15 protein-coding genes are annotated in these 14,439 nt (G+C 56.4%); 6 read left to right on the forward strand and 9 right to left on the reverse strand.

Going from position 1 to position 14,439, the window contains the following annotated elements; all coding sequences use genetic code 11:
- Nucleotides 1-261: 261 nt before the first annotated feature.
- From GGR27_RS04895 to GGR27_RS04905, 3 genes are all read left to right on the forward strand, one after another.
- Nucleotides 262-1,110, forward strand: coding sequence for a hypothetical protein (locus GGR27_RS04895; protein WP_168036251.1), 849 nt, complete (start codon nucleotides 262-264; stop codon nucleotides 1,108-1,110).
- A 61-nt stretch (nucleotides 1,111-1,171) separates the two neighbouring features.
- Entirely contained in the window at nucleotides 1,172-2,158 is a 987-nt protein-coding gene (gene pfkA / locus GGR27_RS04900; RefSeq protein WP_168036252.1) for a 6-phosphofructokinase, read from the forward strand.
- A 252-nt stretch (nucleotides 2,159-2,410) separates the two neighbouring features.
- Complete coding sequence (locus GGR27_RS04905; protein WP_168036253.1) at nucleotides 2,411-3,580, forward strand: hypothetical protein; 1,170 nt, start codon at nucleotides 2,411-2,413, stop codon at nucleotides 3,578-3,580.
- A gap of 211 nt (nucleotides 3,581-3,791) precedes the next feature.
- Here GGR27_RS04905 and GGR27_RS04910 read toward each other — a convergent pair whose 3' ends face one another.
- Together GGR27_RS04910 and GGR27_RS04915 are read right to left on the reverse strand one after the other, a co-directional pair.
- Nucleotides 3,792-6,623 carry a PD-(D/E)XK nuclease family protein gene (locus GGR27_RS04910; RefSeq protein WP_168036254.1) on the reverse strand — a complete coding sequence of 944 codons (2,832 nt, stop codon included), beginning with the start codon at nucleotides 6,621-6,623 and terminating at the stop codon, nucleotides 3,792-3,794.
- A gap of 242 nt (nucleotides 6,624-6,865) precedes the next feature.
- Nucleotides 6,866-7,246 (reverse strand): START-like domain-containing protein, encoded by a 381-nt coding sequence (locus tag GGR27_RS04915; protein ID WP_168036255.1) that lies wholly within the window; start codon nucleotides 7,244-7,246, stop codon nucleotides 6,866-6,868.
- A gap of 225 nt (nucleotides 7,247-7,471) precedes the next feature.
- Between GGR27_RS04915 and GGR27_RS04920 the strand changes: the two genes are divergently transcribed.
- A complete protein-coding gene (locus GGR27_RS04920; protein ID WP_168036256.1) occupies nucleotides 7,472-8,341 on the forward strand; it encodes a sigma-70 family RNA polymerase sigma factor in 870 nt (289 codons plus the stop codon).
- Between the two features lie 104 nt (nucleotides 8,342-8,445).
- Nucleotides 8,446-8,973 carry an RNA methyltransferase gene (locus GGR27_RS04925; RefSeq protein WP_168036257.1) on the forward strand — a complete coding sequence of 176 codons (528 nt, stop codon included), beginning with the start codon at nucleotides 8,446-8,448 and terminating at the stop codon, nucleotides 8,971-8,973.
- A 185-nt stretch (nucleotides 8,974-9,158) separates the two neighbouring features.
- Here GGR27_RS04925 and GGR27_RS04930 read toward each other — a convergent pair whose 3' ends face one another.
- Entirely contained in the window at nucleotides 9,159-9,902 is a 744-nt protein-coding gene (locus GGR27_RS04930; protein ID WP_168036258.1) for a protein phosphatase 2C domain-containing protein, read from the reverse strand.
- Between the two features lie 196 nt (nucleotides 9,903-10,098).
- Between GGR27_RS04930 and GGR27_RS04935 the strand changes: the two genes are divergently transcribed.
- Nucleotides 10,099-10,536 (forward strand): VOC family protein, encoded by a 438-nt coding sequence (locus GGR27_RS04935; RefSeq protein ID WP_168036259.1) that lies wholly within the window; start codon nucleotides 10,099-10,101, stop codon nucleotides 10,534-10,536.
- 109 nt (nucleotides 10,537-10,645) lie between these two features.
- On the opposite strand, the gene GGR27_RS04940 is transcribed toward GGR27_RS04935, so the two are convergent.
- The 6 genes from GGR27_RS04940 to GGR27_RS04965 all read right to left on the reverse strand — a co-directional run bounded on the left by GGR27_RS04940 (nucleotide 10,646) and on the right by GGR27_RS04965 (nucleotide 14,114).
- Entirely contained in the window at nucleotides 10,646-11,086 is a 441-nt protein-coding gene (locus GGR27_RS04940; RefSeq protein ID WP_168036260.1) for a hypothetical protein, read from the reverse strand.
- Between the two features lie 93 nt (nucleotides 11,087-11,179).
- Complete coding sequence (locus GGR27_RS04945; RefSeq protein ID WP_168036261.1) at nucleotides 11,180-11,665, reverse strand: hypothetical protein; 486 nt, start codon at nucleotides 11,663-11,665, stop codon at nucleotides 11,180-11,182.
- Between the two features lie 123 nt (nucleotides 11,666-11,788).
- Nucleotides 11,789-12,952, reverse strand: a complete 1,164-nt coding sequence (locus tag GGR27_RS04950; protein WP_168036262.1) for an MFS transporter — start codon at nucleotides 12,950-12,952, stop codon at nucleotides 11,789-11,791.
- Between the two features lie 131 nt (nucleotides 12,953-13,083).
- Entirely contained in the window at nucleotides 13,084-13,737 is a 654-nt protein-coding gene (locus tag GGR27_RS04955; RefSeq protein WP_168036263.1) for a cytochrome c oxidase subunit 3, read from the reverse strand.
- 46 nt (nucleotides 13,738-13,783) lie between these two features.
- A complete protein-coding gene (locus tag GGR27_RS04960) occupies nucleotides 13,784-13,936 on the reverse strand; it encodes a DUF2256 domain-containing protein (protein WP_168036264.1) in 153 nt (50 codons plus the stop codon).
- Nucleotides 13,937-13,943: 7 nt separating this feature from the next.
- On the reverse strand, nucleotides 13,944-14,114 hold the full coding sequence (locus GGR27_RS04965) for a DUF6435 family protein (RefSeq protein ID WP_168036265.1): 171 nt from the start codon (nucleotides 14,112-14,114) through the stop codon (nucleotides 13,944-13,946).
- Nucleotides 14,115-14,439: the final 325 nt, after the last annotated feature.

The following is a 14,439-nucleotide window of genomic DNA, read 5'->3' on the forward strand; positions in this document are numbered from 1 at the left end:
CACAAAGAAGCGATGTACGGCTACGCCGAAGCACCGGCTAATTGTATTTGTGTGTTTCTGTGTTTGTGTGGCATGACCCGGTTGCGTAAGGTCACTTAGTAATTGGAACTGGCCAGGTGGTTTCAGCTCCGTCGCTACGCCCCATTACCCCGGCTCCACTACCCTTCTCACCGCACCCACGGCCGCGCCCGGAAAGCGCACAAGCGAGAACACGCGCAATACAAAAATTACGTTACCTTCGGCACCTTCAAAATCACCACTATGCTACTGATTGCGGATGCCGGCTCAACGAAGGCGGACTGGGCCTGGTTAGCGAAGGATGGCGAGACTTCCTTCGCGCACACGAAGGGGTACAACCCCGTCGTCCACCCCAAAGAATTATTGCACGGCGAGCTCGACTTGCTGGTTGGCGACCTGTTGCCCGGGTTACAACCGAAGGAGGTCCACTACTACGGCGCCGGATGCTGGGACTACAAGCGCAAAATCCCGATCCGTGAAGCGATCCAGGCACATTACCCGAACGCGGAAGTCAAAGTCATGCACGACTTGCTCGGTGCCGCCCGCGCCTCGTGCGGTACGCAACCCGGCATCGCCTGCATCCTGGGCACCGGAAGTAACACCTGCCTCTACGACGGGGAAGACGTCGTCGACAACGTAACCAACCTGGGTTACATGCTGGGCGACGAAGGCAGTGGCTCCCACCTGGGCAAAGCGTTCCTGCGCGCCTACTTCTACCGGGAGCTCGACACCGACATGCACGATGCCTTCGAGGAACACACGCAACTGGACAAATCCACCATTCTCGACAACGTCTACGGCTCGGACATTGCGAATACCTACCTGGCCAGCTTCACCCGCTTTATGGGCGAGCACCTCGACAACCCGATCATCCAAAAAATCGTCTTCGCGAGCTTCGGAGAATTTCTCGACCGGCACGTCAGGAAATACAAGGGCCACCTCGACGTACCCGTCCACTACATCGGCTCCGTTGCGTACCACTTTAAGGACATCCTGCGCGCGGCCATGGCGGAGCGGAACCTCCGGATGGGTACGTTCGTCCACAAACCCATCGAAGCGCTGGCTAATTTTCACCGTCGGGATTTGAAGTAAACTCCGTCCACTTTTTAAAGCCCGCCGACTTAGTTTTGCACCGCCCCAAACGAGCCCCCTCATGGACAGAAAAGACATACGCCGCATCGCCGTTTTCACCTCCGGCGGGGATGCGCCCGGCATGAACGCGGCGCTACGAGCCGTCGTCCGGACCGCCGCGTGGAATAAGCTGCACGTGTACGGCATCGAACGCGGCTTCGAGGGCATGATCGACGGGCACTTCAAACGGATGGAGCGGCGCGACGTGGCCAACATCATTCAGCGCGGCGGCACCGTGCTGCGTACCGCCCGGTCCAAGCGCTTCATGACGCCCGAGGGCCGCGCCCAGGCCGCCGAGCACTTGCGGTCCTACGACATCGACGCCTGTATCGCCATCGGCGGTAACGGCACCTTCACCGGGGCGAAGGTCTTCAGCGAGGAGCACAACATCCCCTTCATCGGTATCCCTGGCACGATCGACAACGACTTGTTCGGCACGGATTACACGATCGGTTTCGATACGGCCGTCAACACCGCCATCGACGCGGTTGACAAGATTAGGGACACGGCGGACAGTCACAACCGGCTGTTCCTCGTCGAGGTGATGGGCCGTAATTCCGGCTTCATCGCCCTGCACACGGCCATCGGATCGGGCGCGAGTAGCGTCCTGATCCCCGAAGCGGAAACTAATTTAGAGGACCTAAAGAACGTCCTGAAGAAAAACAAGGCCCGCGGCAAACTCTTCAGCGTCGTCATCGTCGCCGAAGGCCACCCCATGGGCGGTGCGGCCGGCATTGCGGAGCGAATTCAGGACGAGCTGGCGAGCATGGAGCCGAAAGTTACCGTCATCGGCCACTTACAGCGCGGTGGCGCGCCCACGGCACTGGATCGCCTACTGGCCAGCAGACTCGGCCACGCGGCGGTCAATAAGTTAATGGACGGGGAAGAGAACGTAGCGGTCGGCATCGTTAATAGTTTAATTACTACCTACTCTTTTGATGACGCGATCCACCGGGAAAAGAAGCCCGAGTCGGCGCTCATTACGATGGCGAGTATTTTGGCAATTTAAATGTGTTAGATCGACTTCGCCCCTTCAGCTGCACTTCGTGCTTTTAGACGCTGCGCTTTTAGTGCTGCCACATGGCTCCGCCGAACACCACCTACTGGGCGAAGCCGGCTCAATGCGCAGCGTTCAAACCAGCGCAGCGCCTGAATTAACCCAGACTTAACCCTGGCAAACAAACATCGCCAAGGTGCGTGACCTTATGCGCAATGACGCGGGCCCGATTTCTCGGCAATATTCCGTTAAACTTCCTACCGTATGGACCCCTCTTTGATCATCATGTGGCTCGGCTTCATCCTGGCCGGCTACGCCGTGGTGGGAAATGATTCCATTCAGACGCTGGGTACTTTCTTGTCTTCCAATGAGGATAAGGCGTGGTGGGTGCTGTGGCTTTTTGCCGGCGGGATCTTGTCCTTCACTTTACTGTGGGGGTGGTACAGTTACGGGGGCGACGTGAGTTACGGCAGGCTGGCCAAGTACGATTTCGTGGAGGATATGAAGTGGCCCTACTTGTTGCCGCCGCTGGTCCTGATGATTCTGACGCGGACGGGCATCCCGGTGAGTACTTCCTTTTTGGTGCTGACCTTTTTTAAGCCCAAGGGCCTGTACGACATGACGATGAAGTCGATCCTGGGTTACGCGCTTGCTTTCTGCGTGGCGATTCTCGTGTGGCAGTTAATTACCCGGGTGCTGGACAAGAAATTCATCAACAACCCCATTACCGCGCGGGAGCGACAGGTCTGGACTGCGCTACAGTGGGCCTCCACCGGTTTCCTCTGGGGCCAGTGGCTGATTCAGGACTTCGCCAACATCTACGTCTACCTCCCCCGCTCGCTTACCCTGACGGAAATATTGGTGTCGCTCGGCATTCTACTCTCCATGCTCGCCGTGATCTTTTACACCAAGGGGGGTAACATTCAGAAAATTGTTAAGGAAAAGACCAATACAACCGACATTCGGTCGGCGACGATTATTGACTTCAACTACGGCTTGATCCTATTATTCTTCAAGGAATTCTCCAACGTCCCCATGTCCACGACCTGGGTTTTTCTGGGCCTGTTGGCGGGTCGGGAAATTGCCATTCGCTACCGTTTGGAATTGGATAAAGAGCCTAGCGACCTGACCAAGAGGCCGCTTACTCATTACGTTGGTCTTGCGTTAAACGTACTCATCCTGGTACTCATCGGCTACGTTGTTTACCTCCGTGATTTAGTCCCCGACTGGATCATCCTAGTGATGGCTAGCGTGATGATCGCCCGTGCGGCGGTTGCTTACTTCGAGACCATTCCCGGCCGGTCCAACATCAAAGCAGCGTTTAAAGACATTGGTCGTGACCTCGGTAAAGTATCGTTTGGCCTGGCGGTTAGTATTGCGCTAGTGTTCGTGATGCGGTTCCTCATCACGGGAAGTTTTGCGGGAGGCTTTTAGGGAGTAGGAGATTAGGCGGTAGGCGAGTAGGCGGTAGGTGAGTAGGGATATAGCCCTTTTGATCACTACCGCCTACTCGCCTACCGCCTCCGTTTTGCGCGGTCGTCCCGACTGAGTGCGGGGACTAGCTAGCGCGTCGCGGGTGCAAGGAATTTACCGAAAGTGCAGCGCTGGTTCAGCTCATTCCGTAAGAAGAATTCACCCTCCTCCATCAACGTACCAAGCCGATCAGCGTCTGATAATCGTCGAAACGAGCGTCACTGGTCTCCATCTCGAACAGTTCGTCCCAGTTCGTGCCGACGTACGCATCGTCCAGGAAGCCTGATGTTTCTTCGCAGCGGATTTCTAAATCACCCTCGCGGAATTGAGCCCAGCGCCAGTTGTAAGTATTCCGGACGCGACGCAGCGTTTCCCGCTGGACGACTTTCGCTTCTGATTCCCCGTGCGTTTCCGTTTGGCGGAAAGCCAGCTGGTTACGTCCCAATATTTTTCCGAACCGAATCAGGAAGTAGGCGGTGTGAATGTTGTCCGGCGTCGGGTGAAGTATTTTGCCGTCCTCATCCGCCATCTTGTTCTGGCTGACAAAATCTCCGTACAGCGCTAGTTGTACGTCGCGGGCGTTCTTAAGTAAGTTCTCGAACGTTCCCTTTCCCTGCCACTTGAGATCAACGACGGCAACCTCGACCGCGCCATTTTTTTCTCGCGTCAGGACCAAATCCGCCCGCCCCTTCATGGCCTGGCCCATCGCTTCCAGGTCGCCGATTACGAGTTCCTCCGAGCCACGGACGGTCCAGCCGTTCTCCTTGATGGCGTAGACGAGCGCCCAGGCCGCTTTTTTCATCGTGCGGATAAACTGAATCCGCTCCGGCTCCTGACCGTACTGCAGTAAGACCGCGCCCTGGTTTTGGAATAACCGTAGGTTGTTCTCATCGATCCACGTATCGACCTCCGCGCGGTTCATTCTCGCGGGTTGGCCACCAATCTCCCTGAGCAGTTGCTCGATCAGGCGGTGGGCGAGGTTACCGCGCAGGCGACCTTCGGAGGCGATGGACAAAATCGGGGTTTTCTTGAGCCGTAGCGAGTGGCGGAAAACGTACTTGTGCGGGTAAAAAAGCAAATCCTCGATGGAGGTGGGGCTTTCGAATTCCCGCTCACCCATGTCCCGCAGGCGCTGGATGTTGATTTGGGGGACGGGACGGGCCAGCGGCGCGATCGGTACGCCGGTGAAATTCGGTTTGGTCAGGCCGGGTATTGCGGTGGCCGCGCCGGCGTGGTCCACGTCAATCGTAATGTTGGCGAGCGTTCCTTCGGCGAAGGCAGCTTCCAGGTCGCCCAGGAGCGGGTGGGGTTCGACTTCGGTGCCATCGACCCGGTCCGGTAGGCAGAGAATCAGTTGTTTGCCCGCGTGCATCACCGGCCGGGCCTGCTGCCAGATGGAGAGCGTATTTTTCTGCACGGGCGTACTCACGCTCACGCCCTGTGCTTCTAGGTAAGCTAGTTCCGGTGGGTAATAGCGGCTGAAAAAGTAGTCCGGCTCGTTCTCGATAAAGTCCCACCAGAGCAAACGCGCAACGGGTTCCTGCCCGGGGAGTTGTAGCGCGGACGCGGGTGCAAAGATGGCGGGTAAAGCCCCCTGCTCTTCGGGTTGAAACTGGGCCGGAGCGGGTTCGTAGACGGTGCGTACCAAACGCTCGACGGCCAAATAGCCGAGCCCCTGTTCCGGTTGGGCATCGAGTAATTCCACGGCGCGTTGGGCCTGGCTGTACAGCACGAGTAAGCCGCCGTACTCCCCCTGCGCCCGGCCCTTACGGACATCCTCCTTGCGCATCTCCGTGCGCTCTTCCAGCGCCCATTCCCGTAGCTGTAGGAACAGGAAACGTAGCTGTAGTTTGGGAACGAGCTCGTCCCGCTGGTAGCGCTTGCGCTCGAACCAGATTTCGTACTGGTCACGTACCTGCTTTATCTTTTTGTCCGGCCAGTTGCGTTCGGACTTCATGTCGCGGAAAAACCCTGCAATCATCCCCCGCCACCGCGGCCCGAACATACCCGGCGTGTCGGCCAGGAAAATAGCGATCTTATTGGCCAGCCGCCAATGTAGTGGCTTATTGACCAAGCTGACGAACTCCATGATGCGCTCCACTTCGATCGGGGCCCACAGGAAGGCCGTTACGAGCTTCAGTACCTGCAGGCTCGGTCTGGCTAAGGAATTTGATGGCACCCCCATACTGGGTAAGCCCTCGGTCACGATGGCGTTGTCTAACGTTTGATTACGAATGGTCAGCAGTGCACTCGGGCGCCAGTCCGGGTTGTCCCGGAGCGTCCGTGCGACGTACGCCGCCAGGTGTGTTTCCCGCTGCGCGCGGAGGATCATCAGGGAGCCGTCGCCAGTTAAATTGTTATCGGTTAGTTCCGCTCCGCTGAGGGCGGCTTGCCACTTGCCTAAGTCAGTGCTTGCATCGCCCGCGTGGGGTTGTGGGAGTTGCTCTACGGTATCACCGAGGGTTTCTAATCCCGTTAGGAGGCGCTGGGTTCCGGGCGGGAGAAAAGTGCGGGGCTCGTTGAGCAGAATTTGCAGCCGCGGGTGGCGGTCTTCGGGGAGGGCGGCAAGTAGAGCGTTCAGGCGGTCGGCGGTGCCCGGTAAAAGATCGAGCTCGTTGGTATCGGCCAGGACGAGTTGCTCCAATTCCAGGGTGACGCGGAGGCGGACTGGGATCGTTTCGCTAGGGGTACGGCTAATCTTCCAGCCGCCTTCGAGGAGTTCGTCGCGGCGTGACAACAGCTCTTCGGCGGTAGCCAGTGGGTCTGCCGCAAAGGTCTTCGCGTAAAAAGGTAGCTGCGTGGCTTGCTCCTGGTGCAGCGCGATGATTTGTCGGTACTGCTCCGTGCGTAGGGCCGCTCGGTTAATTGCCGGGGCGCCGAGGGCGTAGAACGTTTCCAGGTAGCGCAGCAGGCTGGCCGGGCTGTGGGTGGGGATTGGCGCGCGGCCGGTAAGCAGACGGGGCTCGTTCAGGCTTAGACCTAGTAGGATGGTTTTTCTGGTCATTAGGGTGTGGGGTCTAAGGTATTTGGTCTACAGTCTTTAGTCTTTAGTCTTTAGTCTGGGGGTGATACTGTGGGCTTCCCTCCGGTTCAACTACGCTGCTTTCGTACTTACCGGGCACCCGCGGACGCGCCAGCTAATCCCGCACTCAGTCGGGGCGGCCGCGCATAATAATGGCTGGGACGTAACAAAAAAGCCCTCCTCAGCTATTGCCGAAGAGACCTTTGTAACTTTCCATTGGCTAATTATCCGCCCATTTCCGCCTTCATCCGGCCGAGCTGCGTCATCCAGAGTTCGCGTTGGTCTTCGACTTCGTCGTCGTCGGCAAAGTCGGTAATGTTGACGATGGTTTCGCCGGTAACGGGGCTCTTGTTGATGTTGAACTCCAGGTACTCGTCGTCATCGTCGGCATCTTCCCAGGCGAAGCGGACGATGTCGCCCTCTTTGCTGTCGATTAGTTCGGCGACTTCGGCCGAGCCGTCCCAGACGAAGGTGTAGGTCTGGTCCATGATGTCGACCTCATCGCAGAACCAGCGCGTGATGCAGGCGGGGTCGGTGAGGAACTGGTAAACCATATTTGGGGAGGCGCGGCAGATGAATTCGGAAGTAAATTTTACTCGTTCCATGTTGTGTTTTAGGGATTATTGTGGTCGGCAATTAAAGTTAAAATACTGAGACTACCAAAAATCTTTTCTCGTCCAACTTATCCGTGCGTTATCGTGTTGTTAAACAGATATTCGCCGAGGGACCCGGGCCAAACCTTGATTACTATATTTTTTACCCCTAATTTTGCGCCCCGCTGGCGCACGGCCCCCGAATGTAACCGCCCCTTATAAAAACGTACCGCCAATATGAGACAGTTAAAGATTACCAAGTCGATCACGAATCGCGAGAGTCAGTCTCTGGAAAAATACCTCCAGGAAATCGGCAAAGTCGACCTGCTGACGCCCGAAGAGGAAGTCGATTTGGCGAAGCGGATTAAGCAGGGCGACCAGATCGCGCTGGAAAAGCTGACCAAGGCAAACCTACGTTTCGTCGTGTCCGTCGCCAAGCAGTATCAGAATCAAGGTCTTTCCCTCAGTGACCTCATCAACGAAGGCAACCTCGGCCTCATCAAAGCCGCCCAGCGTTTCGACGAAACCCGTGGATTCAAATTTATCTCCTACGCCGTCTGGTGGATTCGCCAGTCCATCCTTCAGGCCCTAGCTGAGCAGAGCCGGATCGTCCGCCTACCCCTCAACAAGGTCGGCTCCCTTAATAAAATCAATAAGGCCTTTTCCCGCCTGGAGCAAGCCTTCGAACGCGAGCCCAGCAGCGAAGAACTAGCCGGTGAACTCGAAATCAGCGCCTCCGAAGTCGAGACGACCCTCGGCGTTGCCGCCCGCCACGTGTCCATGGACGCCCCATTCGTAGAAGGGGAAGACAACAGCCTCCTCGACGTACTGGCCAACAAGGCCACCCCCGGCACGGACACTAACCTGGAGTACAAAGAATCCCTCCGCCGCGAAATCGACCGCAGCCTCGGTACCCTGACGGAGCGTCAGTGCGACGTGATCAAGCTATACTACGGCATTGGCGTCGAGCACCCCATGTCGCTCGAAGACATCGGCGAGAAATTCGGCCTCACGCGCGAGCGGGTCCGCCAGATCAAGGACAAGGCCATCAACAAACTGCGCGGCGCGAACCGCTCGAAGTTGTTGAAGAACTATTTAGGACACTAAAATAGCCGCCCGGTTTTACCGGATGGTACAATAGTATTATTACCACTAAGAATAACGGGACCACGGCCACTGCGGCGGCGGTCCCGTTTCTTTAAATCTCAATCATGCGGACGAAGAAAACAATGGCGGAGCTGCGGCGGCCGACCATGACGGAGTTCAAGAGTGCCGACAAGATTCCATTGTCGCTCGTCCTGGACGACATCCGCTCGGCCAACAACGTCGGCAGCATTTTTCGGACGGCCGACTGCTTTGCCATCACCCACGTCTACCTCTGCGGCATCACCGCGCAGCCGCCGCACCGCGATATTTTGAAGACTGCTCTGGGAGCCACGGAATGCGTCAGCTGGAGCTACCACGAGGATGCGGTGGCGCTGACGCGGGAGCTGAGTGAAGGGGGAACGGCCGTGTTTGCGTTGGAGCAAACGCATGACTCCGTACCGCTACGGGGTTTTTCGGTGGACGGCTACAAAGCGGTGGCCGTCGTGGTGGGGAATGAAGTAAACGGGGTGAATCAGGCGGTGATCGATGCCTGCGACGGGGCTATTGAAATCGAGCAGTTCGGGACTAAGCATAGTTTGAACGTGGCGGTGGCGGCGGCTTTGGTTGTTTTTGAGTTGCGGGGGCGGTTTTAGGTTGCCTCCAGCAGCTTCCGGAAGAAGGGGAGGAAGAAAAAGAGGTAGAGGAGGACGTGGTAGCGCGTATGCAGAAATTTGAGAGGAAACAACCTTAGCCGCGCGGCAGCACTTCTTCCTTCTTCCTTTACCTCTTCCCCTTCTTCCGGAAAAACCAATACAAGCGCTACCAGTGACCAAGGAGATTACACAAAGAATACCCGCACAATAGTAACGTCATCCGTAGCCAACAGGCCAAATTTATCTTCAATGTAGATGACCTTACGTCGGAACATGTGCTCCACCGGCCCGTCGTTACGCTCGCTGAGAAGAAAGGTCAGAATCTCATCGTCGGTGACCGGTTGGTAGGAGTCGTGGCTGAAGGGCTCGAAGGTGAGGATGCCCGGGGTGGCGATGGCCAGGTCGAGACAATTTTCGCACCTGATGCGCTTATCGTGGCTGGTCCACCAGGTCCCAAAATCTTTCTTGTCGAGGTGATTAACGAGATAGTCCGGTTCGGTGTACTGGCTGAGTTCGATCGTTTCGCCGTCGCAGGAGACGATACCGGAACCAATTACTACGACTTCCGCCGTCCTGTCCTCCAGATCGGTGACACCGAGTGTCATGGTCAGCCGGAGGTCCTGTTTTTTGAGGTTCAGACGGCTCCTTAGCTTCGCTAGCTCGCGGAACAGTTCTTCCGTGCAGGCGCGAAGAAGTTCGGCAGCCCCGGCTGATTCCTTTTCGGCGAAAAGGCGTAATGCCATCTCGTTACCGACCTTCTCCAGCACCTGGGCCACGAGGGCGGCGGTGAAGTAGCCTTTTTTGCCAGCTGCCGTACCGTTGATGACGGCGATAAGGTGGTGGTGATCGGTTAGTTCTACTTTGGCGAAAGCATCTTCGTTGTGGTTGCTGTGTTGGGTACCGATCTGGGTGTAGGTAAGGATGCGCATCTTAGGTCTTTGGTCTGAGGTCTAGGTCCGGAGTCGCTGGTCTAGGGTCTGTAGTCTAGGGTCTGTAGTCTTTGGTCTGGGGTCCGGTAGAGATTGAGATCGCGTGGCCCGCCCCGTAATTCGGCAAACGGGCCTACATTGTGGTGTGATTGCATGAGCAAAACACGCCGACTCTTACGCAAAGTTAACCAACCACATGAGCAACACCATCCAACCTTTCCACCTCGCCGCCCCCGTTGATGATTTAGCGGCGGCGCGCCATTTTTACGGTACCGTACTGGGTTGCCCCGAGGGGCGGACGGATACGGAATGGATTGACTTTAACCTCTTCGGCCACCAGTTGGTTGCGCACTTAGCGCCGAAAAAGGAAGCGCCCGACCACCGCAACGAAGTAGACGGTAAGCACGTGCCGGTTCCACACTTCGGGGTGGTCCTGGAGTGGGAACAATTCAACAAATTTGCCGAGCGGCTGCGGCGCCACGGGGTGAAGTTCGAGATTGAGCCCTACGTGCGTTTTGTGGGCTTGCCGGGGGAGCAGAATACGATGTTCTTCTACGACCCGGCGGGTAATGCGTTGGAGTTTAAGGCTTTTCGGGATGTCTCGCGGTTGTTCGCTAAGAGCCTAAATGGGTAATTTTCTCACACGCGCTTGCGCGTGAACGCCAACGTGCATCGGGGCGAGGCGAATTCCCGAAAAATGCTGCGCGCAACTGGCTCAGGATTCAGTTTCACGTACCCCAAAATTATTTACTAATGAGGACCGTCGTGTCCCCGATCTCTAACAGGGACGGAAGCGTGTTGCCTAAGTAAGGCGCCAAGTCAAAAGTATCCCGGCGTTCGAACACGGCTTGGCAAATGGGCTGGTCAGCGTCCCGATAAAATCGCAACGTAGCTCGGCTCTGGGTAGGGTTACTCTCCGCGACTGCCCCGTCCGCAAATAGCTCGGCGATCACGTCAGTAGCACTGCAGCCACTACCACCGTAACTTATGTCCAGGCAAGTACCGTTGACGGCGTGAATGGTCAGGATAGCGACCTCGGCGCGTGCTTCATAAGTATTCGCGGGGGCAACCGTGACGGGTTGGCCACAAAATTCATACGTGGGGTCCAGCACGAATTCAGATTCTGCGTCATCACAAGCGGATAATGCACAAACTAGGAGGATGGCAACGAGCAGGTTATTCACGATATGAGTATTTTGTTCTACCCGGAAGACGACAGCCGCTCGCTATTCGTTGGTGAAAACACCGTGATGTTCACCGTAAGCCCCAAAAAGAACTCACTGTTTAATGATTACCGTTGTATCCCCGATCGTAAGTTGCGTATTCTCTCGGCCAATCAGTTGATTCATGTCAAAGGTGTCGCGCCGCTCAAGATAAGTCTCGCAGGTGGGCTGGCTGGAAAGCTGTTTGGTTCGCAGCGTAGCCTCAACTACGAGGAGCGAGTTGTCTCCCCCGCGCCATCCGTTCGACACCATGAAGGCAAGAATTTCCTCGGAGCTACAACCAAAACCACCGTAACTAATATCGAGGCAGGAACGGTCAATTATTTCGTTGATGGTAAAGTCCGTTATCGCTACGCGATCTTCCCAGGTACCCCGGGCCCCGATAATCGTTCGCCGGCCACATTCGCTGGCGTCCCGGGGTATAGTCTCACCTATTACGGTGAATTCGCCGGGTTCACCCGGGAGGGTATTTTCTTCGACGGCACAACCACTTACGAAGCCGACCAGGAGTACAAAAAGGGTAAGTTGCAAGGGTCTCATAGCTTGGTGTTTGTTGCCGAGACGAGTATTAACCACTCATCGGTTGCCCACGGCCGGACTTTCTTTGCGCCCCGACCCCGGTAGCTATCGGGGCGGCCGCCGGATGTGAATCACGGCGGCAGGTTACGTTCTGCGTAACTTTAATACGTAGGCAATTAAAGCGGACACCAACGCCGCCCCCAGCAAGGCCGCAAAACTCAACCGCAACGACGACCAGTCCGACAGCAACCCAAGAATGGCCGGGCTCGCCAGAAAACCTACGTACCCCATTCCGGCCACCACCGAAATGCCTTCCGCCGAAGAAACACCCTCCGCCCGCCCCGCCAACCGGAACAACTCCGGGATGATAACCGAGAACCCCAACCCCACCAGGGCAAACCCAATCATCGCCGGCCAGAACAAGGTGCTCAACACCAAGCCAAACCCAGCCGCCGCAATCAGCGTGCCGCCGATGATAATGTTGTACGGCCCGAACCGGGACGACACGTTGTCCCCCATAAACCGACCGATCGTCATGGTCGCCGAAAAAGCGACGAAACCAAAACCGGCCACCCTGTCGGAGGAAATCTTGACGACGTCCAGTAAGTACAGCTTACTCCAGTGCTCAATTGCCCCCTCGCTGCCCATGATCAATACCGCCAGCACGGTAAACCCGAGCAGTGGTTTGATCAGCGCAAATTTAAACTTCCCCTCCCCTCCCCGATCGGCCTTACGGCTGCGGCGGTGTAAGTAGTGGCGCACGGCAAAGCCATTGGTGACGATGAGGAAAGCCGCCACCGACAGCATATGATAGACCGGCTCCACAAAAACCCCCAGCAGCAAAGACCCCAGGCCCGCACCAATCACGCCACCGAGGCTAAAAAACCCGTGCGCCGCCGACATGATGTTGACCCCGTCTTCGTATTCCAGTTCCGAGATCAACGCGTTCATCCCAATGTCCATGATCGAGGCAGCGAGCCCCGTGCAGAAGATACCGACGACGAGCATCGGGTAGGTCGTTGCCATCACGGGGATGCACATCAGCAAACCGAAGCAGCAGGTAGCAATGAAACTGAGCCGCCCCAGGCCGAATTTTTCAAATAAGCTGGAGGAAGGCGCAATCGCCGTCAGTAGTCCCGCGGAGAACGCAAAGAGCGCCAGGCCGAGTTGCCCGTCGTCGAGTTCCAATCGCTCCTTTACCGCTGGCACGTACAGCACCCAGGTAGCCACGACGATGTTGAGGCTGGTGAAAATCCAGGCCGGGGCCAGGTAGCGCGGGGTGGTGAGAATGCGTTCGAGGGAGGTCATGCGGGGCGAAAGTGATCACTATTTCGCGCAAGGTAACCGCTAGGGTGATGGTTTCTCCACGGCTCTTTCACCAAACCCGCTTGCACCCGCGACCGCGCCCAGGTCTTAGCGAGTTAGCTACAACAAATGTGCTACGGAAAATACGCCCAGACCAACTGGTTGATGAAGAAAAACAAAATGAGGTAGATCCACAGCCCGTCCAGAAAGTGCCAGTAAACGGTGAGTAATCGCAGGTTGAGACGCTTGTCCGGGTCGGAGAAATAAACCAGTACGCTGACGGGCTCGCGCATGTACTTGCGCGCCTTATAAAGGAATACCCCGAGGAAAGGAATACCGCCGATAACGTGGGCAAAGTGGAGCCCGGAAATAACGTAAAGGTAACCAGCCGAGTTGTCGCTGGTGATGTAGATCTGCTGACTAAAGAGTTGGTACCAGGCGATGCACTGCATGATAAGAAAGAAAAAACTCAGGCCCATCGTGTACCACAGCATTTTCGTGTAGCCCTTCGTATTGTCCGCCAGGTAAGCGCGTTTGGCACGGATCATCGTGTAGCTGCTCGCCAGCAGGATGCCGGTGTTGATCAGGAAGAGCAGGGGAAGTTGGATCGGTGGCAGATCGGACTGCACGCGCGTGTAGACGAAGGCGGCCGTCATCGTCAGGAAAAGCATCGTCAGGCTGAACAGCAACAGCGTCAGGTAGACGTTCTTCGGGTGGAAGGCGAAGTTGTCGGCGGTGGGGTCGTCTTCGTCCTGGAGGTGGGCTACTTCGTAGGGGCGGTCGTCCATTTTTGGTCTGTGGTCTTTGGTCTGTAGTCGTAAGTCTCAGGCAGGCTTAGCTACTCGTGACTTTGGATTTGTTTCTCTTGCACTTTTCGGAGCAGTACTTGACTTCGTCCCATACTTTCTCCCATTTCTTGCGCCAGGCGAAGGGGCGATTGCAGACCGGGCACATCTTTTCCGGAAGGTTCGGTTTCTTGTGGGCCACGGCGGTGCTACTTTTTGTTGAGTTCAACGATGCGGTCCATCATTTTCTCCGCTTCGGCCGTCTTGGCGGCGTAGCCTTTGATATCACCCTTGCGCTGGAGCTCCATGGCTTCCTCGAGGAGTTTGGCGTGGTCTTTCTCGAGTTGCTTGGTGGGATTCTTTTTCAGGAAGTTAAACATAAGTCTTGACTTTAATTGGATAACGTGATCGGGTGGATTTGGTTTTGGTGGGGCCGCTCCGCTGGGTTTGCCGGAGGAAGTGGAAGAGGGATAAGGAGAGGAAGGAGGATGGCCATTCTAACGTGACGGGAGCACTGTCGCATTTTCCATAATCCCATTACTTTATTAACCTAGCTTTATGCTCCAAAACCTATAATACTCATCACTTTCCCCCTCTCCTTTTCTTGACCTCCAAAGGAAGCAGCGCAGCTTCCGCAAAGCAGCCACGATGTCAGCGCGAAGTACTGCAAAGCAAAAGGGGCTGGGGAAGAGGGCTCTTGAAGCG

The organism is Neolewinella antarctica, from assembly GCF_011927835.1.
Taxonomy (GTDB): domain Bacteria; phylum Bacteroidota; class Bacteroidia; order Chitinophagales; family Saprospiraceae; genus Neolewinella; species Neolewinella antarctica.